General features: G+C 59.5%; 24 protein-coding genes and 1 pseudogene. 10 read left to right on the top strand and 15 right to left on the bottom strand.

Annotation, left to right across the window (positions count from 1 at the left end):
* Positions 1-151 precede the first annotated feature (151 nt).
* The 7 genes from ACYZTZ_RS29175 to ACYZTZ_RS29145 all read left to right on the top strand — a co-directional run bounded on the left by ACYZTZ_RS29175 (position 152) and on the right by ACYZTZ_RS29145 (position 7,502).
* Entirely contained in the window at positions 152-1,393 is a 1,242-nt protein-coding gene (locus tag ACYZTZ_RS29175) for an SfnB family sulfur acquisition oxidoreductase (RefSeq protein ID WP_462000432.1), read from the top strand.
* A gap of 38 nt (positions 1,394-1,431) precedes the next feature.
* Positions 1,432-2,625, top strand: coding sequence for an SfnB family sulfur acquisition oxidoreductase (locus tag ACYZTZ_RS29170; RefSeq protein WP_462000431.1), 1,194 nt, complete (start codon positions 1,432-1,434; stop codon positions 2,623-2,625).
* Positions 2,625-3,983 (top strand): LLM class flavin-dependent oxidoreductase, encoded by a 1,359-nt coding sequence (locus ACYZTZ_RS29165; RefSeq protein ID WP_462000430.1) that lies wholly within the window; start codon positions 2,625-2,627, stop codon positions 3,981-3,983. The genes ACYZTZ_RS29170 and ACYZTZ_RS29165 overlap by 1 nt, the downstream gene beginning before the upstream one ends.
* 129 nt (positions 3,984-4,112) lie before the next feature.
* The gene (locus ACYZTZ_RS29160; protein ID WP_123367084.1) at positions 4,113-4,922 is read left to right on the top strand and encodes a MetQ/NlpA family ABC transporter substrate-binding protein; all 810 of its coding nucleotides are present in this window, start codon (positions 4,113-4,115) and stop codon (positions 4,920-4,922) included.
* 2 nt (positions 4,923-4,924) lie between these two features.
* Complete coding sequence (locus tag ACYZTZ_RS29155; protein WP_462000429.1) at positions 4,925-6,046, top strand: methionine ABC transporter ATP-binding protein; 1,122 nt, start codon at positions 4,925-4,927, stop codon at positions 6,044-6,046.
* Positions 6,036-6,680 (top strand): methionine ABC transporter permease, encoded by a 645-nt coding sequence (locus ACYZTZ_RS29150; protein WP_030128490.1) that lies wholly within the window; start codon positions 6,036-6,038, stop codon positions 6,678-6,680. The genes ACYZTZ_RS29155 and ACYZTZ_RS29150 overlap by 11 nt, the downstream gene beginning before the upstream one ends.
* Positions 6,681-6,875: 195 nt before the next feature.
* Positions 6,876-7,502 carry a class I SAM-dependent methyltransferase gene (locus ACYZTZ_RS29145; protein ID WP_462000428.1) on the top strand — a complete coding sequence of 209 codons (627 nt, stop codon included), beginning with the start codon at positions 6,876-6,878 and terminating at the stop codon, positions 7,500-7,502.
* A gap of 189 nt (positions 7,503-7,691) precedes the next feature.
* Here ACYZTZ_RS29145 and ACYZTZ_RS29140 read toward each other — a convergent pair whose 3' ends face one another.
* From ACYZTZ_RS29140 to ACYZTZ_RS29130, 3 genes are read right to left on the bottom strand one after another with little or no spacing between them, the layout of a single operon-like run.
* On the bottom strand, positions 7,692-10,766 hold the full coding sequence (locus tag ACYZTZ_RS29140; protein WP_462000427.1) for an efflux RND transporter permease subunit: 3,075 nt from the start codon (positions 10,764-10,766) through the stop codon (positions 7,692-7,694).
* Positions 10,763-11,830, bottom strand: a complete 1,068-nt coding sequence (locus tag ACYZTZ_RS29135; RefSeq protein ID WP_462000426.1) for an efflux RND transporter periplasmic adaptor subunit — start codon at positions 11,828-11,830, stop codon at positions 10,763-10,765. Before ACYZTZ_RS29135 ends, ACYZTZ_RS29140 begins: the two co-directional genes overlap by 4 nt.
* Positions 11,827-12,930 (bottom strand): efflux RND transporter periplasmic adaptor subunit, encoded by a 1,104-nt coding sequence (locus ACYZTZ_RS29130; RefSeq protein ID WP_462000425.1) that lies wholly within the window; start codon positions 12,928-12,930, stop codon positions 11,827-11,829. Before ACYZTZ_RS29130 ends, ACYZTZ_RS29135 begins: the two co-directional genes overlap by 4 nt.
* A gap of 157 nt (positions 12,931-13,087) precedes the next feature.
* Here ACYZTZ_RS29130 and ACYZTZ_RS29125 point away from each other — a divergent pair.
* A pseudogene (locus tag ACYZTZ_RS29125) lies at positions 13,088-13,462 on the top strand (AAA family ATPase); the annotation flags it as partial.
* A gap of 311 nt (positions 13,463-13,773) precedes the next feature.
* Here the strand turns inward: ACYZTZ_RS29125 and ACYZTZ_RS29120 are convergent.
* The 8 genes from ACYZTZ_RS29120 to ACYZTZ_RS29085 all read right to left on the bottom strand — a co-directional run bounded on the left by ACYZTZ_RS29120 (position 13,774) and on the right by ACYZTZ_RS29085 (position 21,243).
* A complete protein-coding gene (locus tag ACYZTZ_RS29120; RefSeq protein ID WP_462000424.1) occupies positions 13,774-14,649 on the bottom strand; it encodes a transporter substrate-binding domain-containing protein in 876 nt (291 codons plus the stop codon).
* The gene (locus ACYZTZ_RS29115; RefSeq protein ID WP_462000423.1) at positions 14,646-15,428 is read right to left on the bottom strand and encodes an amino acid ABC transporter ATP-binding protein; all 783 of its coding nucleotides are present in this window, start codon (positions 15,426-15,428) and stop codon (positions 14,646-14,648) included. Before ACYZTZ_RS29115 ends, ACYZTZ_RS29120 begins: the two co-directional genes overlap by 4 nt.
* Positions 15,425-16,084 carry an amino acid ABC transporter permease gene (locus tag ACYZTZ_RS29110; protein ID WP_223415282.1) on the bottom strand — a complete coding sequence of 220 codons (660 nt, stop codon included), beginning with the start codon at positions 16,082-16,084 and terminating at the stop codon, positions 15,425-15,427. Before ACYZTZ_RS29110 ends, ACYZTZ_RS29115 begins: the two co-directional genes overlap by 4 nt.
* Positions 16,065-16,730, bottom strand: a complete 666-nt coding sequence (locus ACYZTZ_RS29105; protein WP_095127647.1) for an amino acid ABC transporter permease — start codon at positions 16,728-16,730, stop codon at positions 16,065-16,067. Before ACYZTZ_RS29105 ends, ACYZTZ_RS29110 begins: the two co-directional genes overlap by 20 nt.
* A 556-nt stretch (positions 16,731-17,286) precedes the next feature.
* Positions 17,287-18,069, bottom strand: a complete 783-nt coding sequence (locus ACYZTZ_RS29100) for a MetQ/NlpA family ABC transporter substrate-binding protein (RefSeq protein ID WP_033058537.1) — start codon at positions 18,067-18,069, stop codon at positions 17,287-17,289.
* A gap of 163 nt (positions 18,070-18,232) precedes the next feature.
* Positions 18,233-19,165 carry a sigma 54-interacting transcriptional regulator gene (locus tag ACYZTZ_RS29095; RefSeq protein ID WP_462000422.1) on the bottom strand — a complete coding sequence of 311 codons (933 nt, stop codon included), beginning with the start codon at positions 19,163-19,165 and terminating at the stop codon, positions 18,233-18,235.
* Between the two features lie 71 nt (positions 19,166-19,236).
* Positions 19,237-19,818, bottom strand: a complete 582-nt coding sequence (locus tag ACYZTZ_RS29090) for an alpha/beta hydrolase (RefSeq protein ID WP_056745661.1) — start codon at positions 19,816-19,818, stop codon at positions 19,237-19,239.
* Between the two features lie 351 nt (positions 19,819-20,169).
* Complete coding sequence (locus ACYZTZ_RS29085) at positions 20,170-21,243, bottom strand: fatty acid desaturase (RefSeq protein WP_462000421.1); 1,074 nt, start codon at positions 21,241-21,243, stop codon at positions 20,170-20,172.
* 100 nt (positions 21,244-21,343) lie between these two features.
* Here ACYZTZ_RS29085 and ACYZTZ_RS29080 point away from each other — a divergent pair, with 100 nt between their 5' ends.
* Positions 21,344-22,348 (top strand): AraC family transcriptional regulator, encoded by a 1,005-nt coding sequence (locus tag ACYZTZ_RS29080; protein WP_462000420.1) that lies wholly within the window; start codon positions 21,344-21,346, stop codon positions 22,346-22,348.
* Here ACYZTZ_RS29080 and ACYZTZ_RS29075 read toward each other — a convergent pair whose 3' ends face one another.
* From ACYZTZ_RS29075 to ACYZTZ_RS29060, 4 genes are all read right to left on the bottom strand, one after another.
* On the bottom strand, positions 22,349-23,581 hold the full coding sequence (locus tag ACYZTZ_RS29075; RefSeq protein WP_462000419.1) for a type II toxin-antitoxin system HipA family toxin: 1,233 nt from the start codon (positions 23,579-23,581) through the stop codon (positions 22,349-22,351).
* Entirely contained in the window at positions 23,574-23,822 is a 249-nt protein-coding gene (locus tag ACYZTZ_RS29070; protein WP_462000418.1) for a helix-turn-helix domain-containing protein, read from the bottom strand. Before ACYZTZ_RS29070 ends, ACYZTZ_RS29075 begins: the two co-directional genes overlap by 8 nt.
* Positions 23,823-23,932: 110 nt before the next feature.
* Positions 23,933-24,298, bottom strand: coding sequence for a response regulator (locus ACYZTZ_RS29065; RefSeq protein ID WP_008148221.1), 366 nt, complete (start codon positions 24,296-24,298; stop codon positions 23,933-23,935).
* A 70-nt stretch (positions 24,299-24,368) separates the two neighbouring features.
* Positions 24,369-25,055: a Crp/Fnr family transcriptional regulator gene (locus ACYZTZ_RS29060; protein ID WP_462000417.1), complete on the bottom strand. Its 687-nt coding sequence runs from the start codon at positions 25,053-25,055 to the stop codon at positions 24,369-24,371.
* Between the two features lie 84 nt (positions 25,056-25,139).
* On the opposite strand from ACYZTZ_RS29060, the gene ACYZTZ_RS29055 reads away from it, so the two are divergent.
* Positions 25,140-25,664 carry an Mpo1 family 2-hydroxy fatty acid dioxygenase gene (locus tag ACYZTZ_RS29055; RefSeq protein WP_462000416.1) on the top strand — a complete coding sequence of 175 codons (525 nt, stop codon included), beginning with the start codon at positions 25,140-25,142 and terminating at the stop codon, positions 25,662-25,664.
* The last annotated feature ends 30 nt before the right edge of the window (positions 25,665-25,694 follow it).

Here is a 25,694-nt window from a genome sequence, read left to right as displayed (position 1 = left end):
AGGGTATATGCACCGGACCACCGGACATTCTTGTTTTCGTTCGTCGCAACCATCGCGACGTTTCCATGAGATGTGAGGTAGGTATGGTCCGGAACACAATCACCCCAGTGCAGATCGCCAGGGCATTGCGTGCAGCCAAGGAGCGGCACTGATGTCCAGTCTGGCAGATGCAATCGTCCAGAGTGATCTGGACATCGCCCCCCTGTTGTTGCCCGCGCAGGTCTTGCGCAACGACGCACAAGCCATCAAGGCCGCCCATGAGCTGGCGCAAGTCGCCCGTCTGCAAGCAGCCAAACGCGACCAGCAGCGCAAGCTGCCGTGGTCGGAAATCGAACAGTTCACCCGCAGCGGCCTGGGCAGCATTGCCATCCCGCGTGAGTACGGTGGCCCGCAGGTTTCGTTCGTCACGGTTGCCGACGTATTCGCGATCATTTCCGCGGCCGACCCGGCATTGGGACAGATCCCGCAGAACCAGTTCGGCATTCTCAACCTGGTGCTCGGCAGCGCCACCGAATCGCAAAAAAAACAGCTGTTCAAAAGCGTGCTCGACGGTTGGCGAATCGGTAACGCGGGACCTGAGCGCGGCACCAAAAACACCCTCGAACTCAAGGCACGAATCACCGCCAGCGGCGACGGCTTCATCCTCAACGGGCAGAAGTTCTATTCCACCGGCGCCCTGTTCGCCCACTGGGTCGCCGTCAAGGCGCTGAACGACGACGGCAAGCAAGTGCTGGCCTTCGTTCGTCGCGGCACTCCTGGCCTGCGCATCGTGGATGACTGGTCGGGGTTCGGCCAACGCACCACCGCCAGCGGCACCATTTTGCTCAACAACGTGCAGGTCGACGCCGAGCTGGTGGTGGACAACTGGAAGATCAATGACAGCCCGAACATTCAGGGTGCCGTGTCGCAGCTGATTCAAGCAGCCATTGACGCCGGCATCGCCCGGGGCGCCATCGACGACGCCATCGCGTTCGTGAAAACCCGTGCACGGCCATGGATCGACGCCAAGGTCGAACGGGCCAGCGACGACCTTTATGTGATCGCCGACATCGGCAAACTGAAAATCGAACTGCACGCCGCCGAAGCGCTGCTGCGCAAGGCCGGGCAAGTGCTCGATCAAGTCAATGCCGCACCGCTCACCGCCGAGTCCGCCGCCCGCGCGTCGATTGCCGTGGCCGAAGCCAAAGTGCTGACCACCGAGATCTCGCTGCTGGCCAGCGAAAAGCTTTTCGAACTGGCCGGCAGCCGCGCCACCCTCGCCGAATTCAACCTCGACCGCCACTGGCGCAACGCCCGCGTGCACACGCTGCACGACCCGGTGCGCTGGAAATATCACGCCGTCGGCACCTATCACCTGAACGGCACGCTGCCCGCACGGCACTCCTGGATCTAACGACCAGAACACTTTTGACCAGATCTCTGGAGAAACACATGACTCTTTCTCACCACGTCGCGGTCATAACCAGCGATGAGCAAGCCCTGATCGTCGCCAGTGACCTGGCCGAAGATTTCAAACGCGACAGCGCCCTGCGCGACCGCGAACGTCGCCTGCCGCACCCGGAGCTGGAAGTGTTTTCCCGCTCAGGGCTTTGGGGCATCAGCGTGCCAAAAGAATATGGCGGTGCCGGGGTTTCCAACGTCACCCTGGCCAAGGTGATCGCGCTGATCGCCCAAGCTGATGGTTCCCTCGGCCAGATCCCGCAGAACCATTTCTACGCGCTCGAAGTGTTGCGGGTGAATGGCAGCGAACAGCAGAAAAAACGCCTGTACTCAGAAGTATTGGCCGGTCAACGCTTCGGCAATGCCCTCGCGGAACTGGGCACCAAAACTGCCCATGACCGCGTCACCAGCCTGACCCGCGACGGTGACGGCTATCGAATCAACGGCCGCAAGTTCTACGCCACAGGGGCGATTTATGCCCAGCGCATTCCGACGTCGGTGGTGGACGAAAACGGTGTTCAGCAACTCGCTTTCGTCCCTCGTAACGCCAAGGGTCTGACGGTGATCGACGACTGGAGCGGCTTCGGCCAGCGCACCACCGGCAGCGGTTCGGTGGTGTTTGAAGATGTTTACGTCGCCGCCGAAGACGTGATCCCGTTTCAGAGCGCGTTCGAGCGCCCGACCACCGTCGGCCCGCTGGCGCAGATCCTCCACGCCGCTATCGACACCGGTATCGCCCGTGCTGCCTATGAAGATGCGCTGCACTTCGTGCGCACCAAGACCCGGCCGTGGATCGATTCCGGCAATGACAAAGCCACCGAGGACCCGCTGACCATCAAGAGCTTCGGCCACTTGAGCATTCGTCTGCACGCCGCAGAAGCCTTGCTGGAACGCTCCGGCGAATTCCTCGACAAGGCTCAGGCCAAGACCAACGCCGAGACCGTCGCCGCCGCGTCGATTGCCGTCGCTGAAGCCCGCGCCATCAGCACCGAGATTTCCCTCGCCGCTGGCAGCACGCTGTTTGAACTGGCCGGCAGCCAGGCAACCCTGATCGAACATGGTCTGGATCGCCACTGGCGCAACGCTCGGGTGCACACGCTGCACGACCCGGTGCGCTGGAAGTATCACGCGGTCGGCAATTACTACCTCAACGATGAAAACCCGCCACTGCGGGGGACCATCTGATGGCCGATGCCAAAAAGAAGATCCTGCTCAACGCGTTCAACATGAACTGCATCGGGCACATCAACCATGGTCTGTGGACGCATCCACGGGACACTTCAACCCAATACAAAACGATCGAATACTGGACCGAACTGGCGCAATTGCTGGAACGCGGGCTGTTCGACGGTCTGTTCATCGCTGACATCGTCGGTGTGTACGACGTCTACCAAAACTCGGTCGACGTGCCGCTCAAAGAGTCGATCCAGTTGCCGGTCAACGACCCGCTGCTGCTGGTCTCGGCCATGGCCGCGGTCACCAAAAACCTTGGCTTCGGTCTCACCGCCAACCTGACTTACGAACCGCCATATCTGTTCGCCCGACGCATGTCCACGCTCGACCATCTGAGTCGTGGCCGGGTCGGCTGGAACATCGTCACCGGCTACCTCGACAGCGCCGCCAAAGCCATGGGCCTGAGCGAACAGGTGGAACACGACCGTCGTTACGACCAGGCCGACGAATACCTGCAAGTGCTCTACAAACTCTGGGAAGGCAGCTGGGAAAACGGCGCGGTGCTTAACGACCCGCAGCAGCGGATCTACGCGCAACCGGAGAAAGTGCACAAGGTCGAGCACAAGGGCGAGTTCTATCAGGTCGAGGGTTATCACCTCTGCGAGCCGTCGCCGCAGCGCACACCCGTGCTGTTCCAGGCCGGCAGTTCGGATCGCGGATTGCTGTTCGCCGGGCGACATGCCGAGTGCGTGTTCATCAGTGGCCAGAACAAACCGTCGACCAAGATTCAAGTGGACAAGGTGCGCGCCAGTGCCGTCGAGGCTGGGCGCAACCCCGAGGACATCAAGGTGTTCATGGGGCTGAACGTGATTGTCGGCGCCACCGAAGAGCTGGCCTGGGCCAAGCACGCCGAGTACTTGAGCTACGCCAGCGCCGAGGCCGGCGTGGCGCATTTTTCGGCGTCCACCGGGATAGATTTCTCCGAATACGAAATCGACGAACCGATCCAGTACGTGAAGAGCAATGCGATCCAGTCCGCCACCAAGAACCTGCAAAACAACGACTGGACCCGCCGCAAATTACTCGAGCAACACGCCCTGGGTGGTCGCTACATCACGGTGGTTGGTTCACCTGAGCAAGTCGCCGATGAGCTGGAATCGTGGATCGCCGAGACCGGGCTGGATGGCTTCAACCTGACGCGAATTGTCACGCCGGAAAGCTATGTGGATTTCATCGACTTGGTGATTCCGGAGTTGCAACGCCGAGGGTCGTACAAGACCGCTTACGACAGCGGCAGCCTGCGAGAAAAACTGTTTCACGGCGAGGCGCATTTACCTGAGCAACACACTGGCTCCGCGTTCCGCCGCTAAAAGCATCGCGAGCAAGCTCGCTCCCACATTGGATCTCGGGTGTTCACACAACCCCTGTGGGAGCGAGCTTGCTCGCGATGAGGCCCGACCAAACACCACACATTTAATGCACTGACTGGAATAACCATCATGACCAAGAAACTCTTAACTCACCCAGTCAAAGCACTGGCCCTGGCCCTCGGCCTTTTCAGCTCCATCACCTTCGCCGCCGATGCGCCGCTGAAGGTCGGCACCACCGCCGCTTTCGCCATTCCCCTGGAAGCCGCCGTCGAAGAAGCCAAGAAACAAGGCCTGCAAGTCGACCTGGTGGAGTTCAGCGACTGGATCGCGCCCAACGTCAGCCTCGCCGCCGGCGACATCGACGTGAACTACTTTCAGCACGTCCCGTTCCTGGAAAACGCCAAGGCTGCCGCCGGTTTTGACCTGGTGCCTTTCGCGCCGGGGATCATCAACAACGTCGGTCTCTATTCGAAGAAATACAAAAGCTTCGACGAGCTCCCGGAAGGCGCCAGCGTGGCAATTGCCAACGACCCGATCAACAGCGGTCGTGGTTTGCAACTGTTGGCCAAGGCTGGCCTGATCACCCTCAAGCCGGGTGTCGGCTACAAGGCCACCGAAGAAGACATCATCGCCAATCCGAAAAAAATCAAAATCCTTCAGGTCGAAGCCGTGCAACTGGTACGCGCCTACGACGACGCCGATCTGGTTCAGGGTTACCCGGCCTACATTCGCTTGTCGAAGACCTTCGATGCCGGCTCCGCCCTGCTGTTCGACGGCCTCGATCACAAGGAATACGTGATTCAGTTCGTGATCCAGCCGAAAAGCAAAACCGACCCGCGCCTGATCAAATTCGTCGACATCTACCAGCATTCGCCGGCCGTTCGTGCCGCGCTGGATAAAGCCCACGGCAAGCTCTACCAAGCCGGTTGGGAAAGCTGAATATGACGGCAGCCACTCAACTGCGACTGGAGATTCCAGAGCCCCACAACGCTATACAAACCGAACTGCACCCAGACCTGAACCGCGCTCACGTGCGCTTCATCGGTCTGGGCAAAACCTACAACGGCCAGCAAGGTCCGGTCGCCGCGCTGCACGGCATCGACCTGGCGATCCAGCGCGGTGAAGTGTTCGGCATCATCGGTCGCAGCGGCGCCGGCAAGTCGTCGCTGATCCGCACCATCAACCGCCTGGAACAACCGAGCACGGGGCGCGTGCTGATCGATCAGGTCGACATCGGCGAGTTCGATGAAGACCGCCTGGTGGCGCTGCGTCGGCGCATCGGCATGATCTTCCAGCACTTCAACCTGATGTCGGCCAAGACGGTTTGGCAGAACGTCGAATTGCCGCTGAAAGTTGCCGGTGTGCCGAAGGAAAAGCGCGAGCAGAAAGTCCGAGAATTGCTGGAACTGGTGGGCCTGCAAGAGAAACACAAGGCCTACCCGGCGCAGCTTTCCGGCGGGCAGAAACAGCGCGTCGGCATCGCTCGCGCCTTGGTGCATGACCCGGCGATTCTGCTGTGCGACGAAGCCACTTCGGCGCTGGACCCGGAGACCACGCAATCAATCCTCGGCCTGCTGCGCGAGATCAATCAGCGCCTGGGCCTGACCATCGTGCTGATCACTCACGAGATGGCGGTGATCCGCGATATCTGTGATCGGGTCGTCGTGCTGGAACACGGACGAATCGTCGAGCAAGGCCCGGTCTGGGAAGTCTTTGGCAACCCGCAGCACGAGGTCAGCAAAACCTTGCTGGCGCCGTTGCAACACGGTTTGCCGGAAGAACTGCAAAGCCGCTTACAGGCACATCCACAGTCCTCGGACGCCGCTGTTGTGCTGCGTTTGCAGTTCACCGGCAGCGCCAGCGACGAGCCGGACCTGGCCGCGTTGTTCAGTGCCCTCGGCGGTCGCGTGCGCTTGCTGCAAGGCGGCGTGGAACGGATTCAAGGCCATGCCCTCGGGCAATTGCTGCTGGCGGTGACCAGTTCGGCCCTCGGCGCAGAGGAGTTGCGTCAACGCGCCGGCAACTGGGCGCAACAGGTGGAGGTGCTGGGTTATGTGGTTTGATCGCTTGCTGCAAGGCTTCATCGACACCTTCCTGATGGTCGGCGTGTCGTCATTGATCGCGCTGCTGGCGGGCATTCCGCTGGCGGTGATTCTGGTTACCAGTTCCAAGGGCGGAATCTATGAAGCACCGGCGCTGAACCGTGCGTTGGGCGCGTTCGTGAACCTGTTCCGCTCGATTCCGTTTCTGATTTTGATGGTGGCGCTGATTCCGTTTACGCGGCTGATCGTCGGCACCACGTACGGCGTTTGGGCGGCCGTGGTGCCGCTGACCATCGCTGCCACGCCGTTCTTTGCGCGCATTGCCGAAGTCAGTTTGCGTGAGGTTGATCACGGGTTGATTGAAGCAGCGCAGGCGATGGGTTGCCGGCGCTGGCATATCGTTTGGCATGTGTTGTTGCCCGAAGCGCTGCCGGGGATTGTCGGCGGTTTCACCATCACCCTGGTGACCATGATCAACTCATCGGCCATGGCGGGGGCGATTGGTGCCGGCGGGTTGGGAGATATCGCCTATCGGTACGGGTATCAGCGGTTTGATAGCCAGATCATGTTGACGGTGATTGTGTTGCTGGTGGTGTTGGTGGCGGTGATTCAGTTGGGCGGGGATCGTTTGGCGCGGGGTCTCAATAAGCGTTGAGCCTGGCTGAAGTTATTGGTTGTCAGTGACACCGCTTTCGCGAGCAAGCCCGCTCCCACATTGATCGCGTCGTACACAAATCTTGTGTTCACTGCCGGCCAACTGTGGGAGCGGGCTTGCTCGCGAATGGCTGCGAAGCAGCCACCGGCGCCTTGGCGTATATTCGGCAAATCCCAATTGCCTGCGCAGCCGACCATGAAACAGACCCCCACCGACCTTGAGCAGATCACCTCCACCACCCTGGGCCATTACAACTCGGTGGCTGAAAGTTTTCGCGAAGGGACTCGCGATCATGATGTCAGCCAGAACATTGATGCGCTGCTGCGGCATGTTCAGGGGGAGGCACCGTTCGCCATTCTCGACTTTGGCTGTGGGCCGGGTCGTGATTTGCAAACCTTCACGCGCATGGGCCACACCGCTGTCGGGCTTGATGGCTCGGAGAAGTTTGCGCAGATGGCGCGCGAAGACAGTGGTTGCGAGGTCTGGCAGCAAGATTTTCTGAAGCTGGATTTGCCGGCTGAGCGCTTTGACGGGATCTTCGCCAATGCGGTGCTGTTTCATATTCCGCGTCAGGAATTGCCTCGGGTGTTGAAGGAGTTGTGCGGGGCTTTGAAGCCGGGCGGAGTGTTGTTCAGTTCCAATCCGCGTGGCGAGAATCAGGAAGGGTGGAATGGGCCGCGTTATGGGGCGTATCACGATCTTGAGACGTGGCAGCAATTACTGACGGCGGCGGGGTTTGTGGAGCTGGAGCATTACTACCGGCCGGCAGGGCTGCCGCGGGAGCAGCAGCCTTGGTTGGCGAGTGTTTGGCGTAAGGGGTAACATTTTGTGTGTGTCATGAAGATCCACCCCTCACCCCAGCCCTCTCCCCAAGGGGGAGAGGGGAAAGGGAGCAGATCTTCAAGCTTTTCAAAACCTGAGTTCGACTCTATTTCCCCGGTCGCAGAATTTCTCAGAAACCACTCGGTCAGTCCCCTCTACCCTCTGGGGCGGTCCGACGTTTCGGGAGGGTTAGGGTGAGGGGTGGGTCTCAAGCCGATCACCTTTCTTCGGTTCGCGGATTTTGTACCAGGCCACATAAAGCGCCGGCAAAAACAGCAATGTCAGCAACGTCGCAATAATAATCCCGCCAATCATCGCGTAGGCCATCGGCCCCCAGAACACTTCCCGGGCGATCGGGATCATCCCCAGGCTCGCCGCCGCAGCCGTCAGCAGAATCGGCCGGCGACGATGCTCCGTGGCTTGCACCACGGCATCCCACGGTGCATGACCGTCCTTCTCCAAGGCATCGATCTGCGTCACCAGAATCACCGAATTGCGGATGATGATGCCGATCAGCGCCAGAATGCCGAGGATCGCCACAAAGCCCATCGGCGTGCCCGTCGGGATCAGCGCCAGCACCACGCCGATCAATCCGAGCGGCGCGACGCTGGCCACCAGGAACAGCTTCTGCACGCTGTGCAACTGGATCATCAGGAAGGTCGCCATCAAAAACAGCATCAACGGCACAACCTTGGCAATCGGCCCCTGGGCCTTGCCGCTTTCCTCGACGGTGCCGCCGGTGGCGACCTTGTAGCCCACTGGCAAACTGGCGGCGAATTTATCGATGTCGGGTTGGAGTTGTTTCACCAGGTCGGTCGGCTGAATCTCATCGCGCACCGCCGCCTTGATGGTGATGGTCGGTTTGCGGTCGCGGCGCCAGACCAGCGGTTGCTCAAGTTCATAACGCACGGAAGCGAACGCCAGCAGCGGAATCGACGTGCCGCCCGGCGTGACGATCTGCAAATTCTGCAGGGTTTCCGGGGTGCCGCGTTCGGCGTCTTCCGCACGCCCCACCACGTCGATCAGGTAGATGTCGTCATCGACCTGAGTCACTGGTACACCGACCACGATGCTGTTCATCAGGTTGGCCACGTCTTCCGACGACAGCCCCAATTGCCGCGCCTTGTCCTGGGCGATGTCGATGCGCAGGACTTTGCCCGGTTCGTTCCAGTCGTAAATGATCTCACCGATGTGCGAGTTTTTATCCAGTTCGGTGGCCAGGGCGATGGCGTGCTTGCGCACCTGATCGATGTCCTTGCCGCTGACCCGGTACTGAATCGGCCGACCCACCGGCGGGCCCATTTCCAGCGCCTGGACGTAGCTGCCGATACCGACAAAATCCTTGCGTAGCCGCTCGCGCAAGCGCTGGCTAAGCGCGTTACGCGATTCCAGCCCTTTACTGACGATGACCAATTGCGCGTAGTACGGGTTCTGCAATTGCTGGTCGAGCGGCAGGTAGAAACGGATCGCACCTTCGCCGATGTAGGTGCTCCAGCGCACGATGTCCGGGTCGCCCTTGAGCGTTGCCTCGAGCTTGTCCACCGCCTTGCGGGTTTCGGCGATCGAGGCGTTTTGCGGCAGGTTCAGGTCAACGAGGATTTCCGGGCGGTCCGAGGACGGGAAGAACTGGTTCTGCACGAACTGCATGGAAAACACCGACGCCACAAACAGTGCAACGGTGATGCCGATCGCCCACCAGCGATTGCGCATGGCCCAGAGCATGCCGTAATTGAACGTCCGACCGATGCGTCCCGGTTCTGCGTCGTGAGGTTTCACGTTGGCGCTAAGGATGTGCACGCCGATCACCGGGGCGAACAGCACCGCGACAATCCACGACACGATCATGGCCACCGCGATCACCGCAAACAGCGTGAAGGTGTACTCGCCGGCCGAGCTGGCGTTCAGGCCGATGGGCACGAAACCGGCCACCGTCACCAACGTACCGGTGAGCATCGGGAACGCGGTCGAGGTGTAGGCGAACGTGGCCGCTTGCTCCTTGGTCTCGCCCATTTCCAGGCGCGTGACCATCATCTCGACGGTGATCATCGCGTCGTCCACCAGCAGCCCGAGCGCAATGATCAGCGCGCCGAGGGAAATCCGCTGCATGGTGATGCCGCTGTATTCCATGAAGACAAAGACCATCGCCAGCACCAGCGGAATCGAGCACGCCACCACCAGCCCGGCGCGCACGCCGAGGCTGATGAAGCTGACGATCAGCACGATCACCACCGCTTCGAACAGTGCGCTGGTGAAGCCGCCGACGGCTTTTTCCACCACTTCGGCCTGGTCGGAAACGTTGTGCACGCCGACGCCCACCGGCAGGTCGGCGGTCAGGTCGGTCATGCGCTGGTGCAGCGCTTTGCCGAACGCCTGAATGTTGCCGCCCTTCTTCATCGCAATGGCGAGGCCGATGGCAGGATGGCCGTTAAAGCGGAATTCCGGCGTCGCCGGGTCAACGTAGCCACGGCTGATTTCGGCGACATCGGCGAGGCGGTAGAAGCGATCGTTGAGTCGCAGGTTGACGTTTTCCAGGTCTTTCTCCGAGGCAAATTGCCCCGTCGTACGCACAGAAATCCGCTCAGGACCGGCCTCGATCACCCCGGCCGGGGTCACCGCGTTTTGCGATTGCAGGCTCTGCACCACCTGACGCTGATCGATGCCCAGCGCCGCCAGTTTGCGCGTGGAGAAGTTCAGGTAGAGGACTTCATCCTGCTCGCCGACCATCTCGACCTTGCCCAGCCCCGGCACTTCGCGGATCTCGGCGCGGACCTGTTCGACGTAATCGCGCAATTGGCGCATCGACAAGCCGTCTGCAGTAAAGGCGTACACCGAACCAAACACGTCACCGAACTCATCGTTGAACCCCGGCCCTTGCAGGCCTTGGGGGAAGTCGCCGCGAATGTCGTTGATCTTCTTGCGCACCTGGTACCAGATTTCCGGGATGTCCTTGGCGCTGGTGGTGTCACGCAAATTAACAAAGACCGTCGACTCGCCGGGGCGGGTGTAGCTTTTCACGTAGTCGAGCGAGTCGAGCTCTTCGAGTTTTTTCTCGATCCGGTCAGTGACCTGCTTGAGGGTTTCTTCCTGGGTCGCGCCCGGCCACCGGGTCTGGATCACCATGGTTTTGATGGTGAACGACGGGTCTTCCTCGCGGCCCAGGTTCATGTACGAGAACACGCCCATCAGCAGCGCGACGAACATCAAATACCAGACAAACGACTGATGCTTGAGGGCCCATTCGGATAAGTTGAAACTCCCTTTCATTGCGGGCTGTCCTCATCGATTTTTACTTTTTGCCCCGGTTTCAGGCTATTCACGCCGGCACTGACCACTCGCTCGCCGGACTTCACCCCGTTGGCCAGGACCATCGTTGAATCAGTGCGGCTGATCAGGCTGACGTCTCGTGGGGAAACGGTTTGGGTCTGCGGATCGATGACCCAGATACGCGATTTGCCATCGACCTCCTGGAGCGCGGTCAGGGGCAGTTCGATACGCGGTTTGATCGCAGAGCTGAGGGTCACGCTGATCGCCGTGCCCAGGCGAAACCCCGGTGGCGTCTCGGTCAGTGTCAGCCGGGCGCGACGGGTGCGGGTCGCGCTTTGCGCCTGGGGTTCGATTTCGCGAACGATGGCAGTGGTGGTGATGCTCGGGTCGAGCTGGACGGCAACCTGAAACACCACGTCTTCCGGCAACTGGTCGACCAGCGTGTCCGGCAGGTCGATCACCGCTTCCTTGATGTCCGGCTGCGCCAGGGTCACCACTTGCTGGCCGGCAGAGACGACTTGCCCGGCTTCTGCGCTCCACGCGGTGACGATGGCTTTGTGGTCGGCGCGCAGTTCGACGTAGTTGAGTTGGTCATTGGCCTGATCGACCGCAGCCTTCGCTTGATCGAGGGAGGCCTGGGTGGTTTTGAGGTCCGTCTGTGCGACGTCGAGTTGCGCCTGGGCGCCCACGCCACGATCGAACAACTCTTGCTGACGCCGGGCGTTGGCTTGGGCGTTGATGAGTTGCGCCTGGACGCTGGCCAGATTGCCCTGAGCGGAACGCAACTGGTTCTGCTGATCGGTGGGGTCGAGCGTGGCGAGCAACGCGCCCTTATCGACTTCGGCACCGACATCGACATTACGGCTGGCGATGCGTCCTGGCACCCGGAAGCCGACATTGCTTTCATAACGCGCCTGGATGCTGCCGGCGAAGCGGCCCAGGCTTTCTTCGTCCAGCGCCTGGACCTTGATCGATAGCACCGGACGCACCGGCTCCGGCGGCGGTTCTTTTTTCGAGCAGGCCACCAGCATCACACCGGCGCACACCAGTAACAGACGCTTCATGGCTGGGCTCCCTCGGCTAAGTCCTTATAGGTGTTTTCGGCGATTTCCACCTTCACGCCGGGGTGCAGCAATTGGCCGCCGGCGATGACAACTTTTTCGCCACCCTTCAGGCCAGCACTGATGATCACTTTGCCAGTCAGGTAGCGGCCGACCGTGACGGTGTGCAGCTGCGCCTTGCCCTCGCCGTCCACCAGCCACACGGCCGGGTCGCTGAGATTTTTCGTCAGTGCCGACCAGGGCAGTTCGACCGCTGATTTGCCCGGCGTCTTCGCCGTGGCACTCACCACCGAGCCGAGCTGCATGCCTTCCGGTAGTCCGTTGAGAGTGACTTTGACCTGCACCGTGCCGGTCTGCGCGGAGACGGCCGGGGTGATTTCCCGAACGCTGCCGGTGGTTTTGATCGCGGGGTTGTCGAGCAGGCTGACGACCACCGTTTTGCCTTCTGGCGGCTTTGTCAGCAGCGATTCGTAGACGTTGAACACTGCGTCGCGCTCGCCATCGCGCGCCAGGCTGAAAATCGGCACGGTGGCCTGCACCACCTGGCCAACCTCGGCCTGACGCGCGGTAATCACCCCCGGCGCGTCGGCGACCAACGCGGTGTAGCCCAGTTGTTCACGGGCGTTGGCCAGTTGCGCCTGGGCCGCCGTCAGGGCGCTTTGGCTGCTGCGCAAGGCGGCTTGGGCGGAATCGAACTCGCTCTGGCTGGTGTAGCCCTTGGGCAGGAGTTTTTGCTGGCGAACGAAAGCGGCGGCGGTCTGTTTGACTCGGGCCTGTTCGGCAACGACCTGCGCCTGAGCCGAGTCGACGCTGGTTTGCAGGTCCTTGGGATCGAGCTTGGCCAGCACTTGTTTGGCCGATACCCGATCACCGACATCGACTGTACGCTGGATGATCTTGCCGGCAACGCGGAACGACAGGTCGGTCTGGACCCGTGCCTGAACATCACCGGTCAGGGTCACCGTCGCCGCGTAATCCGCCGATTTGACCTCTTGCACGAACACCCGAGGGCGGTCCTTCTCGACCGGTTTTTTATCGCCACAGGCGCTCAGCAGGACAAGGAGGCTCAGGCCAACCACTGTTTTCAATCCGGGACCTACCATGCAGACTCCTTTGCGTTGTACGTTCGTGCCAATGGCGATACGACTGTGAGCTTAGAACAGGGTTCCAAGGGTGCGCCTCACGGTTAAAAATAAAGCCTGGCGCACGATGACGTCGACAATAAGGCAGAATCGCGCACCACGCAGCAGGAAGCTTCCCATGCTCAAAACCCTCGCGGTGGCCAATTACCGCTCGATCAATAAATTGGTGATTCCGCTGGGCAGGTTGAACCTGATCACCGGCCCCAACGGCAGCGGCAAATCCAACCTCTACCGCGCGCTGCGCCTGCTGGCGGAAACCGCTCAGGGCGGCGTGGTCAATGCGTTGGCCCGCGAGGGTGGGCTGGATTCGACCTTCTGGGCCGGGCCGGAAAACATCAGCCGACGGATGCGAAACGGCGAAGTGCCGATCGAAGCGACCGTGCGCCACGGCGTCAAACGCCCGCGCCTGGGCTTTGCCGGGGAGGATTTCAGCTATTCGATTGCCTTGGGCCTGCCGGCACCGACGCGCTCGTACTTTGCCCTGGACCCGGAGTGCAATTGCATTGTGCTGGAGAGGAACTTGGGCCAGACCGGGATTGTCGGGCAGCGGATGCTGGATGAGCCGGCGTGGTATTGGCCGGATTGATTGGCTGGGTTTAGATCCACCCCCTCACCCTAGCCCTCTCCCCGAGGGGCGAGGGGACTGACCGAATTGTACTTTCGAGTTTCATCGACCTGAAAGTCCGAGTCGAACTCAGGTTCTGAAAGGCCCCAATCTGCTCCCTTTCCCCCTTTCCCCCTCTCCCCCGTGGGGAGAGGGCTGGGGTGAGGGGTGGTTTCCAGCCTCACCGAATAATCAGCAGATCACCCCTGCCACTTCCCACCCTCGACAATCACGCTCTCAGGCTTGGTGTCATCGCTCAGCTCTTTGCGCACATATTGGTCATACAGTTTGAGCAAAAACTTCTCTTCACCCAGCTTCGCCAACTCGACATTCACCCAATCACGCAGCTCGATATTGCCCTTCTTCACCGCCGGCGCAATCGGTGCTTCAGCGCCCAAGGTCTGGGTCAGCACGCGATAGCCAGGGTTCTGCTTCGCCCAGCTGAACAGCACCAGATTGTCCTGCGCATACGCATCGCCGCGCCCATTGGCCAACGCTTGCAGAGATTCAGAGTTTTTCTCGAACTTGAGCAGTTTCCAGTCCGGATGATTCTTGGTCAGCCAGATATCGGCCGTAGTGCCGGTGGTGACGATGGTGGTGCGAGTCGCCAGGTCATCAAGGTTTTTCACCGAACTGGCCTGCGGCACCAACGCCTGCACCGCCACCTTGAGGTTCGGGTTGGTAAATTCCACCGCTTCCTTACGCTCCGGGGTAACGGTCATGTTGGCCAGAATCAGATCGACCTTGTCGCTTTGCAGGAACGGAATCCGGCTCGCCGGTTCTACCGCGACGAACTCGACCTTGTTCTCATCGCCCAGCAGATCTTTGGCGAATTGACGGCCGATGTCGGTATCGAAACCGACATAACGCCCGGCTTCATTGACGAAGCCAAATGGCGGTTTATCGGTGAAGACACCGACGATCAGCTTGTCCCGTGCTTTGATTTTTTCCAGATAACTGACACTGGTGGCCGCCGGTTTGGCGGGTTCATCGGTTTTGTTGCAACCGGCCAGCAACGCGAGGCCGAGCAGCGGGAGTAGCGGGAGTAGCAGCAGAGAAGTCTTGGCAGTTTTCATAGCAGTTCCAGTTCCTTTGTTTGAGTCGTTTTGGGTAGTGCGGCGACGTAGGAGAACTTCTCCAGGAACTGCTGCGCTCGTGCGGTTTGCGGGTTCGTAAAGAAAATCTCGGGAGGGTTTTGCTCAAGGATTCGCCCGGCATCCATGAACACAATGCGGTCAGCCACGGCACGGGCGAAGGCCATTTCGTGGGTGACGATCAACAGGGTCATGCCCTCGCGGGCCAGGCCCTGGATGACTTCCAGCACTTCCTTGACCATTTCCGGGTCGAGGGCGGCGGTGACTTCATCGAACAACATGACGTTCGGGTTCATGCACAGCGAGCGGACGATGGCGATGCGTTGCTGCTGGCCACCGGAGAGCTGACGCGGGAAGGCATCGCGCTTGTCCAATAGGCCCACGCGCTCAAGCAACGCTTCAGCCTGGGCACGGGCCTCGCGGCGGTCGCGCTTCTGCACTTTGAGCGGGCCGAGCAGCAGGTTGTCGAGCACGCTCATGTGCGGAAACAGGTGATAACTCTGGAACACCATGCCGATCTGCTGCCGTACTTCGCTCCAGTCGGTGCCCTTGTCCAACAACTCGCGGCCGGCAAAATTCAAGCTGCCGCTGTGGGCGACTTCAAGACCGTTGAGGCAGCGCAGCAAGGTGCTTTTACCGCAGCCGCTGGGGCCGAGGATGACGATCACTTCGCCTGACTTCACGTGCAGGTCGATGCCGTTGAGCACTTGCTGCTCGCCGAAAAACTTGTTGAAACCCTTGAACTCGATCAATGCGCTCATGCTTGCGTCCAGCGCCGCTCCAGCACGCGCGAGGCGGCTGAAAGCGGGTAGCAGATGAAAAAGAAAAACAGGAACAGTGCGCCGTAGATCAGCACTGATTCGTAGGTGCGTTCGATGATCTGCTGACCGACCTTGATCACGTCGACCACGCCAATCAGCACCGCCAGGGAGCTGGTCTTGATGATCCGCGTGTAGACGTTGATGGTCGGTGGCGTCATGCGTTTCAGCGCTTGTGGCAGCAGCACGTAGCCGTAGAGTTGCGGACCGTTCAGGCCGATCGACAGCCCCGCCTCACGCTGACCACGCGGCAACGAATGCAACGCACCGCGCACCACTTCGCCGACTTCGCTGGCTCCCCACAACGACAACACCAGCACTGCGCACCAGAAGCTCGGAATGCTCAGGCCGAAGAAAATCGGCAGACCGAAGAACAGCAAATACAGCCAGACCAGCACTGGGATCGCCCGGAACAGTTCCAGATAAACGCGCAGGATTGCGTTCAGCCATTTCGAATTCAGCGTGCGCAAAACGCCATAGAGCACGCCGCCAACGGTGCTGATGGCGATGCTCAGAAAAGAGATCGATAGGGTTTGCGCAGCGCCCTTGCCCAGTTGCGGCAATGACACCCAGAGCAACTCAAGACCCGAACTGGCCATGCTGGAGCCTCCTTTCCAGACGGCTGAGCAGCAGCGACAGCGGTAGAAACAGCAGCACGCAAATCAGCGTCAGCACGGCGAGCATTTCGTAGGTTTTGTAGTAGAGCGCGATGTAGCTCTTGGTGGTGTAGAGAATCTCCGGTACCGCCACTGCCGAGACCACGGTGGTCTCCTTGAGCAGGAAAATGAAATTGGCGAACAGCGACGGCAGGCTGAGAATGCCGGCTTGCGGCAGGATCACGTAGCGCAGCAATTGCCCGTGGGACAGGCCGATGGAGCGGCCGGACTCGAGCTGCGCCTGGGGCACCGCGTCGACGCCGGCACGCAGCACTTCGGTGAGGTAGGCGCCGCCGAGGAAGGTCATGGTGATGATCGCCGCCGCAAAGCCCGAGACCTTGATGCCCAGTGCCGGCAAGGCGAAGTAGACGAAGAACAGCTGAATCAACAGCGGCGTGTTGCGCGCCAGCTCCACATACAGCCCGACCAGGCGCTGCAAGTAAGGTGTGCGGAACACCAGAATCGTCGCGTTGATCAGCGCCACCAGCAGCGATGTGCCGATAGCGATGAAGCCGACCTGCAGCGTCACGCCCACGGCGTTAAGAAACGCCGGCAGGGTGCTGAGGATAAATGCGTAATCGAAGTTCATTGAACATCCTGGACGCCGCAGGGTAAGCGACGGTGGTGCAGTCCATGGGCAGTGGATAACTACCCGGCAGGCACCGACTTTAAAGGTATAAAAAGAAGAATTTAAATACCGATAAAGCATATTGATATCACGCAAAAAACTATCCTCCGCATTTGCTGTGGCGGCGGAAGACGACTATTTTTCTTTGCGCTGTAGGAAGGATCTTTTTTTCAGAATCCCCCTCCAAGGATGCACAGCTTTTGGCCAGACTCCCCGGCCGAACCATCACAAGGAAGAGAAAATGGCTGACGCAAAAGTGCCACAGCGGCTGGATCCGCAGGACATCGTGAAGTTGTTGATGGCGTTGCGCAGGGCGTTGAAGGCCGGGGTGGCCTGAAACCTTAAAGCAAAAGATCGCAGCCTCGTTTCACTCGACAGCTCCTACAGGGCAACACATTCCAATGTAGGAGCTGTCGAGTGAAACGAGGCTGCGATCTTTTGATCCTGGCGCAATAAAAAACGCCGACGCTATTACCAGCCGTCGGCGTTGAAACCTTGAAGGGGTTTACCTCGCGAATCAGAACGCCGGCAATACCGCGCCGCTGTACTTCTTCTCGATGAATGCTTTCACTTCAGGACTGGTCAAAGCCTTGGCCAGTTTCTGGATGGCAACGCTGTCCTTGTTGTCCGGACGAGCCACCAGGAAGTTCACGTAAGGCGAATCTGCACCTTCGATCACCAGCGCGTCTTTAGCCGGGTTCAGACCTGCTTCCAGCGCGTAGTTGGTGTTGATCATGTCCAGGTCGACCTGGTCCAGAACACGCGGCAGCATGGCCGACTCCAGTTCCTTGAACTTGAAGTTGTGCGGGTTCTTGGCGATGTCTTTAGGGGTGGCCAGAGCGTTTTTCGGGTCCTTCAACTCGATCAGGCCAGCCTTCTGCAGCAGGATCAGGGCACGGCCGCTATTGCTGCCTTCGTTGGGGATAGCGATAGTCGCGCCATCTTTCAGCTCAGCCAGGGTTTTGACTTTCTTCGAGTAGCCGCCGAACGGTTCGACGTGTACGCCGATCACGGTCACCAGGTGGGTGCCTTTGCCTTCGTTGAAGCTTTTCAGGTACGGCAGGGTCTGGAAGTAGTTGGCGTCCAGACGCTTCTGGTCAACTTGCACGTTCGGCTGAACGTAGTCGGTGAAGACTTTGATTTCCAGGTCCACGCCTTCTTTGGCGAGGGTGGGTTTGATCAGTTCCAGAATCTCGGCGTGTGGAACCGGGGTCGCCGCAACCACCAGTTTCTCGCCAGCCTGGGCCAGGCCCGCGGTCAGGGCAGCCGCCAATGCGGTGAACAACAGAACCTTTTTCATGCAGTGTCCTTATCGAAAATCACGGTCGTCATCGACGACGGCTTGTTTAGTACGAGTGCCAGTGAAGTGCTATCGCTGGCGTGACGCGGACAATACCGGGATTTTTTATTCCCGAACAATATCTTTTATTCACTTTCATATTCCATTTTGTTCATACAGATCGCTACAGCGTCTGCGTCAGGCTTTCGAGCAAATGCTTGAGTGCGGATCGCTCGGCAGCGCTGCCGTTTTTGATCGTTTGAGCCACTTGCCGCTCGATCTGCGCCAGTGAGGTGGGCGCTTCAGGCAGATTCAAATGCTCCGGCAAAATCTCATCGCCGGTGCTGACCAGCAACGCAAAGTGAATAACGTTCTCCAGCTCCCGGGTGTTGCCCGGCCAACTGTGTTGCTCTAACAAATGCTGCGCGGCTTCGCTGATCAGCGGCACCGGCAGGTCCAGGCGCTGGCTATAGATGCCGAGGAAATATTCGGACAGCGACAGAATATCGCCCACCCGTTCGCGCAAGGCCGGCAGTTCGAGCTGGCCCTCGCTGAGGTAGTGGTAGAGCCGCTCATGGAATTTTCCGGCGGCCACTGCTTGGGCCAGGTCGATACTGGTCGCGGCGACCAGGCGCACGTCCACCGGGCTCGGTTGGTGAGCGCCGACCCGAGTGACTTCGTGGTTTTCCAGCGCCGCGAGCAATTTGATCTGGATCGGTAGCGGCAAGTCGCCGATCTCATCCAGGTAGAGCGTCCCGCCGTTGGCAGAACCGAACCAACCCGCACGACTGCTGGCCGAACCGCTGTAACTGCCGGCGGCATAGCCGAACAATTCAGCATCGGCGTAAGTCGGACTGATTGCGCCGCAGTTGACCGAGACGAACAACCCGCCGCGATCACTCGCGCGATGGATGTGCCGCGCGAGCAACTCCTTGCCGCTGCCGGTTTCGCCACGGATCAACACCGAGATCGAGCGCGGTGCCAATAGCTCCAGCTCCTGGCGTAACTGACGCGAACGCGGATCGACAAACACCAGCGCCTTGGCGCGAATGCTCAGGGGACTTTTTTCTGCATCGGGGAAGGTCAGCAGCGGCTGACCGAAGGCTTCAAAACTCATGGCAGACTCCCGCCCTAAACCGCCGGGAGACGGGGGGCGTGTTTTAAAAAACAAAAGCAAAAAAGAAAAGGTTAAGCACGTCGCAGAGCGTGGTGTTCCATTCGGTTTTGCAGCCGATAGAGATACGCAAACCCCTGCTCCCAGCGTTGGTGACCGGACTTCACGTTGATGTGCCCGGCACCCGACAAAATCCCCGCCTCGGCGCCCCAGTGACGTGCCAGTTCCAATGCACGCGGTGTGCTGACGGCGCTGTCGTTGTCGGAGCTGACAACCTGACTCGGGAACGGCAGCAGGTTGGTTGGAATCGGTGCGAAATTGCGCAGGGCCGGTGCGCAGGCCGGACGCTCGACGTCCGCGGGGGCGACCAGCAAGGCGCCGCGAACCTGACGCAAAAACTGCACGGGCGCCGTGGCCGCCCAATGCGCGACAGTGATGCAACCCAGGCTATGGGCGATCAGGATCACCGGCGTGCTGTCAGCGGCAATCGCCTCAGCCAGTGCCGCGACCCAGTCTTCACGACGCGGCGTCAGCCAGTCGGCCTGCTCCACCCGCGCACTGTTCGGCAGGCTGTTCTGCCAATGGCTTTGCCAATGATCTTCTGGCGATCCTTGCCAGCCCGGCACAATCAGGTAGCGAATTGATTCGTTGCGCATGGGGGGAGCTCTCCTGCTGCGTGTCTGTTCTTGGGCAAGTATAGGGAGGAGAGTTATATTCGTTAAGGAATAAGAAGCTATTTATTAAGACCTATAAAGAATATGCAGCAGTTTGGTACAGACAAAAAAAGGGGCCGCACCCTGCCAAGGAGACGGCCCCGGAAACTCAAAATCTGTAAGCGCGATCAACATCACTGGATGCGATGATTGGCTGAAACGGTTATCTAATAAAGGAATATTTAATTACTTTGATAGGCCGAAATCGCATATACCAATCACTCCTTGCGTCACAACTTAGCGCCCCTTTGGGTCAAATTGATGACCAACGTTTTGAGCTCCCGAGTACATCCACTAAACCTGAGCGGCACGAACCTCCTGCGCCTCTGCTGTTTCCGTGCGCACAAATCGGTTCGCCCGCCCAAACGTCCCGAAATCATTGAACCGCACACCCATCTCGCGCATCACCTTATGCGCCACTGGCACGGTCATCTGACGGATGTAAAACGGTTCCTTCACCACAAAATGATGAATCCCGTGAGTGCTGCCGAAGTTGAAGCAGAACGCCTGCAACGGCCACATCCACCAAGGGTTGAGCACCTGAGTCTGCTGAATCACGTTGCCCGGCTCCACGTCACCGTAGTAGTGCATGTTCGAGCTGACGAAATGCAGGCAAAAGGTACGCAACACGTTCGGCCCGATGATCACCACGGCAGCGATGTCGATGAGCTGCATCACCGACAGCGTGGTCGCCGACCATTCGATCGACGTACCCATCAGATAGGCGATGCCATTGGCCGCATGGAAGCCCAGGAACATGTACCAGGCGCCCCAATGCACCAGCGCCAGTGGCGCGTAGACCTTCAGCGCGCGCTTGATGATGCTGATCTTGTGAGCCCAGGTCTTGGCCCGCAGCATACGAATGAACGCCGACATCACGTTGTCGCCGACCATCAACAGCCGCGCAAAACCCCAGGGTTCGCCGTTGGTGATGGCGCGCTCTTCCATGTCGGATTCTGTGCCGGAGACTTTGTGGTGATTGAGGTGCAGATGCCGACGAATCCACGGATTGATCGTGCTCGGCCGCGCCAGCCACACCAGTCCCATCATCAGATTGTGCGGCACGCGCTGCTTGCGAAAGTACATGCTATGGATCAGGTCGTGTTCCAGCTCGTGGGTCAGCGAGGCAAAAAATGCGTTGAGCAACAGGCATGCCCACCACGCCATGTGCCCGGTCATGTAGAGCGTCGCCGAGCCAATCATGCCGACCAGCGCGAAGGCCAGAATGCCCGCGCCCAGGGCGTCCTGATGGTTGAGAATCGGGTAGCGCTGACGCAGTTCGACCCCCTTGGCCAGCACCACTTGGCGAATATGCGCTGATCGCTGAGCTGCATTCAGTCGCTGGGGACTTGCAGAAGTACCGTGCATGCTTCCATCCTCTGGTTATTGATGTTCGCATCCTGCCTTGTGAACCCTCGCAAAGCGGTAGCCGTGAACGCCAACCTGTTGACCGGAAGCGCCAATCAGCATGACTGAACCAACCTCCCTCGCCAGCTGGACCCGCGCCCTGCGCAAGCAACTCGATGCGCTGGGCCTCGACAGCACCGCCCTGTGCCAACAGGCGGGGCTCGACCCGCGACTGATGGACGACCCGAACGCCCGTTACCCGTTGTCCGGCACCACGCGCCTGTGGGAAATCGCGGTGCAAGTCAGCGGCGACCCGGCGATTGGTTTGCGGGTATCGCGCTTCGTCAGCCCCACCACGTTTCACGCACTCGGCTATGCGCTGGTGGCCAGCGGCAGTCTGCGAGAAGTGTTCGAGCGCATCGTGCGTTATCACCAGGTGGTCAGTGATGCCCTGGACCTGGAACTGACCCGCACCGAGGACCGCTACCGCTTCCGCCTGAAGATCCCGCCAGGCAATCCGGCCCCGGCCTTCGAAGCCATCGACGCCTTCACAGCGATTTACGTACGCACCTGCCGCAATCGCCTGGGCCGCGATTACGCCCCGCTGGCGGTGTACTTGCGTCGCCCGGAACCGGCGGACCCGCATCAATGGCACAAAGTCTTCCGTTCACCGGTGTACTTCGCCGCCGATGAAGACCGACTGGAATTCGCCGTCGTGGACTTCGACAGCCACCTGGACGACGCCAACCCGGAACTGGCCGAGCACAACGAAGCCGTGCTCAAACGCACCCTCGCCCAACTCAAACCCCTGACCTGGGAACGCAAGGTTCGCGACGCCATTGAGGAGCAATTGCCGGAAGGTGAGCCCAGCGCCGAACACATCGCCCAGGCCCTGCACCTGAGTTTGCGCAGCCTGCAACGGCATCTGGCGGACGAGGGTTGCCGGTTCGATACGTTGCTCAACGAGAGTCGCGAGAACCTGGCGCTGCTGCATTTACGCGATCCGCAATGCTCATTGAGCGAGATCAGCTATCTGCTGGGATTTGCGGACACGAGCAGCTTCAGCCGCGCATTCAAGCGCTGGACCGGGATGACACCGGGGCAGTTTCGGGATGGGTTGCGGTGATCAGCTTTTGACCAAGCTGCGCGCTATGCCTGATGTCCACTGCTCGATCATCGCTTCGCCAACCATGGCAAAGGCGCCATTTTCCCTGATGTAATCAACCATTTCCGCCTTCGCGACATCCATTCCATGAGTGACTTGCTGCAGCAGTTCATTGCACCGTCCCTCGGTCAGGTTGCAAGCCGACCGACCAAAACGCATCAGCATTTTGTATTTGGGCCACGCCTTTGATCCGCCTAACAGCAACGCCATACTGTCGGCCTTGATGTAGACCGAAGTCGTGACGATGTCGTAGGCCGGAGCCAGTCTGATTTGCGCATCAGCACCACAATGTTCGTACAGCACACCGAAGTTCTTGAGGTGAGCATCGCCATTCTTCAGAGCGGATGACAACGCCACTATTTTGAAAAAAGACTCAAGGGCGTCGTTGAGCAACGGCGGGGAGACAAACTCCTTGATCTGCCTCGCGGCACCTTCGTACGAACCATCGTATTTGGCCTTCGAAGGCCAGGCATTGAGCACACAGAAATCCTCAAAGCCCAGATAACCTCTTTCATTCAGATCGAAACGTTCGACGACCAGAAATTTACCGTGATCGCTCAGTTCGAAAACCGGCACTTCAAGACCCGAATGCAGCGCAGCCCTCATGCAGAAGTATTCGTTGGCAGCGAGTTCCGGGGATTCCTCTGGCCGAAACGATTTGACCAGATGCGTTGCCCCGCGATGGGTCAATCGGTCGACAGTTGTCGCACTGTCACGGATAAGCACCTTCGGCTGCACACCGGAAACGCCCGAATATTGGCCATAGGTGTGCAGCAGATCTTCGAACAAACCTTGTGCACCGTCATGAACCAGCAGATCCGCGAGACTGGTTTCAGGTAGCCGGTCACTTGCCTCTTGCGCGTTTTTAATCCCCACTCGCCCAAGCTGGTGCGGGCCGACGATCGCCAGCATCGCGAAGTCGTCAAACCCTCGAATCGCTTTGCTGAAGCGACGAGTCAATTCATCGCGCAGTGCGCCTTCCGGTAGATTCATTTCAAAAACCGGCGGTACACCTCGCTCCCACGTGTAGCTCTCGAGACGAGCAGGCATGGTCAACGAGACGGCGTTTTCTTCCAGCGCGTCTTCGGCGTAGGCAAACACTGAATCAATGCGAGACTGACCACGGCCGAGGGTTCCGACCGTTGTGCCGGAAACACTGATGTGCAGCCGGTCCTTTTCCTGCTGCTCACCCATGGAAGTTCACCTTTTTGAGGGTGCCCAATGTTGGACGCGTCGACCGCCGCGGCACGGCCGTCAGTTCGTACCCGAAGCCATTGAGGATCGCTTCAACCTTGCGCAGGCCAATTTCGGAAATGGTGTTGTTCTCGATACCCGAAATCGTGGAACGGCTCATGCCGTACTGCTTTGCCAGGTCTTGTTGAGACATCTTTCGCTCTTTGCGCAGCAACCTGATCAGTTCGCCGAGGTTTTCCATCCCGCCCACCTGCATCATATACAGTGCATATTTATTGAAACAATCTATTTGCATTGTATTTAATGCATAACCAGGTCGAAGTCTAGCTCATTGATTGATCGGACCCGGTCTCAGCGCCCCCGATCCCGCCGCAACAATTTGCGCACTCGCTTCACCAGTTCACTCACGGCAAACGGCTTGAGCAGGTAATCATCTTCATGCAACTCCAGATCGCGCAGGCGATCCTCGATGCCGTCCTTGGTGGTCAGGAACAGCACCGGCGTATCGCCGAGCTTGCGGATCTGCTGCAGCAACTGCCAGCCATTGAGCCCGGGCAGCATCACGTCGAGGATGATCAGCTCGTATTCGCCAGACTCGATGAAACGACGGCCGTCCATACCGTTGACCGCCACATCGACTGAGTAACTTGCCTCGTTCAGACCTTTAGCCAGGAGCTTGGCGGTTTCAGGTTCGTCTTCCACTAACAGCACACGCATGGCACACCTCGATTGTCGTCATCACAGGCTAGGCGCCTTCGCGCCCAAAGCCCACCACTAACGCCGGGTTTTAGATAATCGCCAACATCCGCAATCTTTGCGCATCCAGAATCTCGATCTCGCCGTACTTGAGATTCACAATCCCCTGCCCCTGCAAGTCCTTGAGAATCTGGTTGGTGGTCTGGCGCGACAGCGACAGCATCGACGCCAATTGTTCCTGTGGCAGCTGCAATACACTGCGTGGCGGGTCGATCTCGCCATAACCCTCGGCGATCATCAGCAAACGATGAGCCAGTCGAGCGGCGGCTGGCATGAGGCTCAGCTGTTCGAGATTGATGAAGGTCAGGCGTAGTTTCTGGCTCATCAGCAACGCCAGTTGCCGCCAGTACGCCGGTTGCTCATCAAGCAATGTCAGCAGCGCGGTTTGCGGGATGTGCAACAGGACGCAATGACCCAGACCGAACGCATCATGAGTGCGCGGCTGGCCATCAAACAGGCAGATTTCGCCGAACCAGTGGGGCGACTCCACCAGGCTCAACAGCGCCTCCTTGCCCTGCTCGCTCACTGCGCCGATGCGCACCGAACCTTCGAGCACCGCGTACAGCCCGCACGGTGGATCGCCGCGCTTGAACAGCCGCTGGCCCGGCGACAAGCGCCGCACTTTGGCGGCGGCCAGCAGACTATCCTGTAAAGGAACAGGTAAATGGCTGAACCACTGCCCTTTATCCAGCCGCGAACGCCAAACCTGCATGTCCATGAAAACTCCTGGAGATTGTCGCCTGCCTGACAGAGCGAAATGTGGACCCGGGGCATGATCCATCACCCAACAGGAGGAACAACAATGAAAAGCCTCGTCGACCATCTCAGTCAATACGCCGCCTACCACCGTGACCCGCGCAATATTGCCAGCCACTTTATCGGTATTCCGCTGATCGTTGTCGCGGTTGCAGTGCTGCTGTCACGGCCCGAGTGGCCGCTGGCCGGGGTTTGGGTGTCACCGGCCGTGCTCTTGGCGCTGGCTTCGGCGTGGTTTTATCTGCGATTGGAGTTACGGCTGGGCGTGCTGATGACGGTGTTGCTGGGCCTTTGCATCTGGCTGGGTCATGTGCTCGCGCAGCAGAGCACGCTGGTCTGGCTGGCGAGCGGCATCGGGATGTTTGTGGTGGGTTGGGCGATTCAATTTGTCGGTCATCACTACGAAGGACGCAAACCGGCGTTTGTCGATGATGTGACGGGGTTGATTGTCGGGCCGTTGTTTGTGGTGGTTGAGTTGGCGTTTTTGCTGGGGTTGCGGCATGACCTGAAAGAGCAGATCGAGGCGCGGGTGGGTGGTGTGCGTTTGCGTCAGAAAAATGCTGCGGCGTAGGACGCCTTCGCGAGCAGGCTCGCTCCCACA

The organism is Pseudomonas sp. LB3P58, assembly GCF_054897895.1.
Note: the sequence above shows the minus strand (reverse complement) of the source record. Positions and strands in the feature narration are given on the sequence as shown.

What these genes read in the sequence shown, in the direction of transcription:
- ACYZTZ_RS29175 (WP_462000432.1), top strand. Translation starts at nt 152, where the DNA reads ATGTCCAGTCTGGCAGATGCAATCGTCCAGAGTGATCTGGACATCGCC.
- ACYZTZ_RS29170 (WP_462000431.1), top strand. Translation starts at nt 1,432, where the DNA reads ATGACTCTTTCTCACCACGTCGCGGTCATAACCAGCGATGAGCAAGCC.
- ACYZTZ_RS29165 (WP_462000430.1), top strand. Translation starts at nt 2,625, where the DNA reads ATGGCCGATGCCAAAAAGAAGATCCTGCTCAACGCGTTCAACATGAAC.
- ACYZTZ_RS29160 (WP_123367084.1), top strand. Translation starts at nt 4,113, where the DNA reads ATGACCAAGAAACTCTTAACTCACCCAGTCAAAGCACTGGCCCTGGCC.
- ACYZTZ_RS29155 (WP_462000429.1), top strand. Translation starts at nt 4,925, where the DNA reads ATGACGGCAGCCACTCAACTGCGACTGGAGATTCCAGAGCCCCACAAC.
- ACYZTZ_RS29150 (WP_030128490.1), top strand. Translation starts at nt 6,036, where the DNA reads ATGTGGTTTGATCGCTTGCTGCAAGGCTTCATCGACACCTTCCTGATG.
- ACYZTZ_RS29145 (WP_462000428.1), top strand. Translation starts at nt 6,876, where the DNA reads ATGAAACAGACCCCCACCGACCTTGAGCAGATCACCTCCACCACCCTG.
- ACYZTZ_RS29140 (WP_462000427.1), bottom strand. Translation starts at nt 10,766, where the DNA reads ATGAAAGGGAGTTTCAACTTATCCGAATGGGCCCTCAAGCATCAGTCG.
- ACYZTZ_RS29135 (WP_462000426.1), bottom strand. Translation starts at nt 11,830, where the DNA reads ATGAAGCGTCTGTTACTGGTGTGCGCCGGTGTGATGCTGGTGGCCTGC.
- ACYZTZ_RS29130 (WP_462000425.1), bottom strand. Translation starts at nt 12,930, where the DNA reads ATGGTAGGTCCCGGATTGAAAACAGTGGTTGGCCTGAGCCTCCTTGTC.
- ACYZTZ_RS29120 (WP_462000424.1), bottom strand. Translation starts at nt 14,649, where the DNA reads ATGAAAACTGCCAAGACTTCTCTGCTGCTACTCCCGCTACTCCCGCTG.
- ACYZTZ_RS29115 (WP_462000423.1), bottom strand. Translation starts at nt 15,428, where the DNA reads ATGAGCGCATTGATCGAGTTCAAGGGTTTCAACAAGTTTTTCGGCGAG.
- ACYZTZ_RS29110 (WP_223415282.1), bottom strand. Translation starts at nt 16,084, where the DNA reads ATGGCCAGTTCGGGTCTTGAGTTGCTCTGGGTGTCATTGCCGCAACTG.
- ACYZTZ_RS29105 (WP_095127647.1), bottom strand. Translation starts at nt 16,730, where the DNA reads ATGAACTTCGATTACGCATTTATCCTCAGCACCCTGCCGGCGTTTCTT.
- ACYZTZ_RS29100 (WP_033058537.1), bottom strand. Translation starts at nt 18,069, where the DNA reads ATGAAAAAGGTTCTGTTGTTCACCGCATTGGCGGCTGCCCTGACCGCG.
- ACYZTZ_RS29095 (WP_462000422.1), bottom strand. Translation starts at nt 19,165, where the DNA reads ATGAGTTTTGAAGCCTTCGGTCAGCCGCTGCTGACCTTCCCCGATGCA.
- ACYZTZ_RS29090 (WP_056745661.1), bottom strand. Translation starts at nt 19,818, where the DNA reads ATGCGCAACGAATCAATTCGCTACCTGATTGTGCCGGGCTGGCAAGGA.
- ACYZTZ_RS29085 (WP_462000421.1), bottom strand. Translation starts at nt 21,243, where the DNA reads ATGCACGGTACTTCTGCAAGTCCCCAGCGACTGAATGCAGCTCAGCGA.
- ACYZTZ_RS29080 (WP_462000420.1), top strand. Translation starts at nt 21,344, where the DNA reads ATGACTGAACCAACCTCCCTCGCCAGCTGGACCCGCGCCCTGCGCAAG.
- ACYZTZ_RS29075 (WP_462000419.1), bottom strand. Translation starts at nt 23,581, where the DNA reads ATGGGTGAGCAGCAGGAAAAGGACCGGCTGCACATCAGTGTTTCCGGC.
- ACYZTZ_RS29070 (WP_462000418.1), bottom strand. Translation starts at nt 23,822, where the DNA reads ATGGAAAACCTCGGCGAACTGATCAGGTTGCTGCGCAAAGAGCGAAAG.
- ACYZTZ_RS29065 (WP_008148221.1), bottom strand. Translation starts at nt 24,298, where the DNA reads ATGCGTGTGCTGTTAGTGGAAGACGAACCTGAAACCGCCAAGCTCCTG.
- ACYZTZ_RS29060 (WP_462000417.1), bottom strand. Translation starts at nt 25,055, where the DNA reads ATGGACATGCAGGTTTGGCGTTCGCGGCTGGATAAAGGGCAGTGGTTC.
- ACYZTZ_RS29055 (WP_462000416.1), top strand. Translation starts at nt 25,140, where the DNA reads ATGAAAAGCCTCGTCGACCATCTCAGTCAATACGCCGCCTACCACCGT.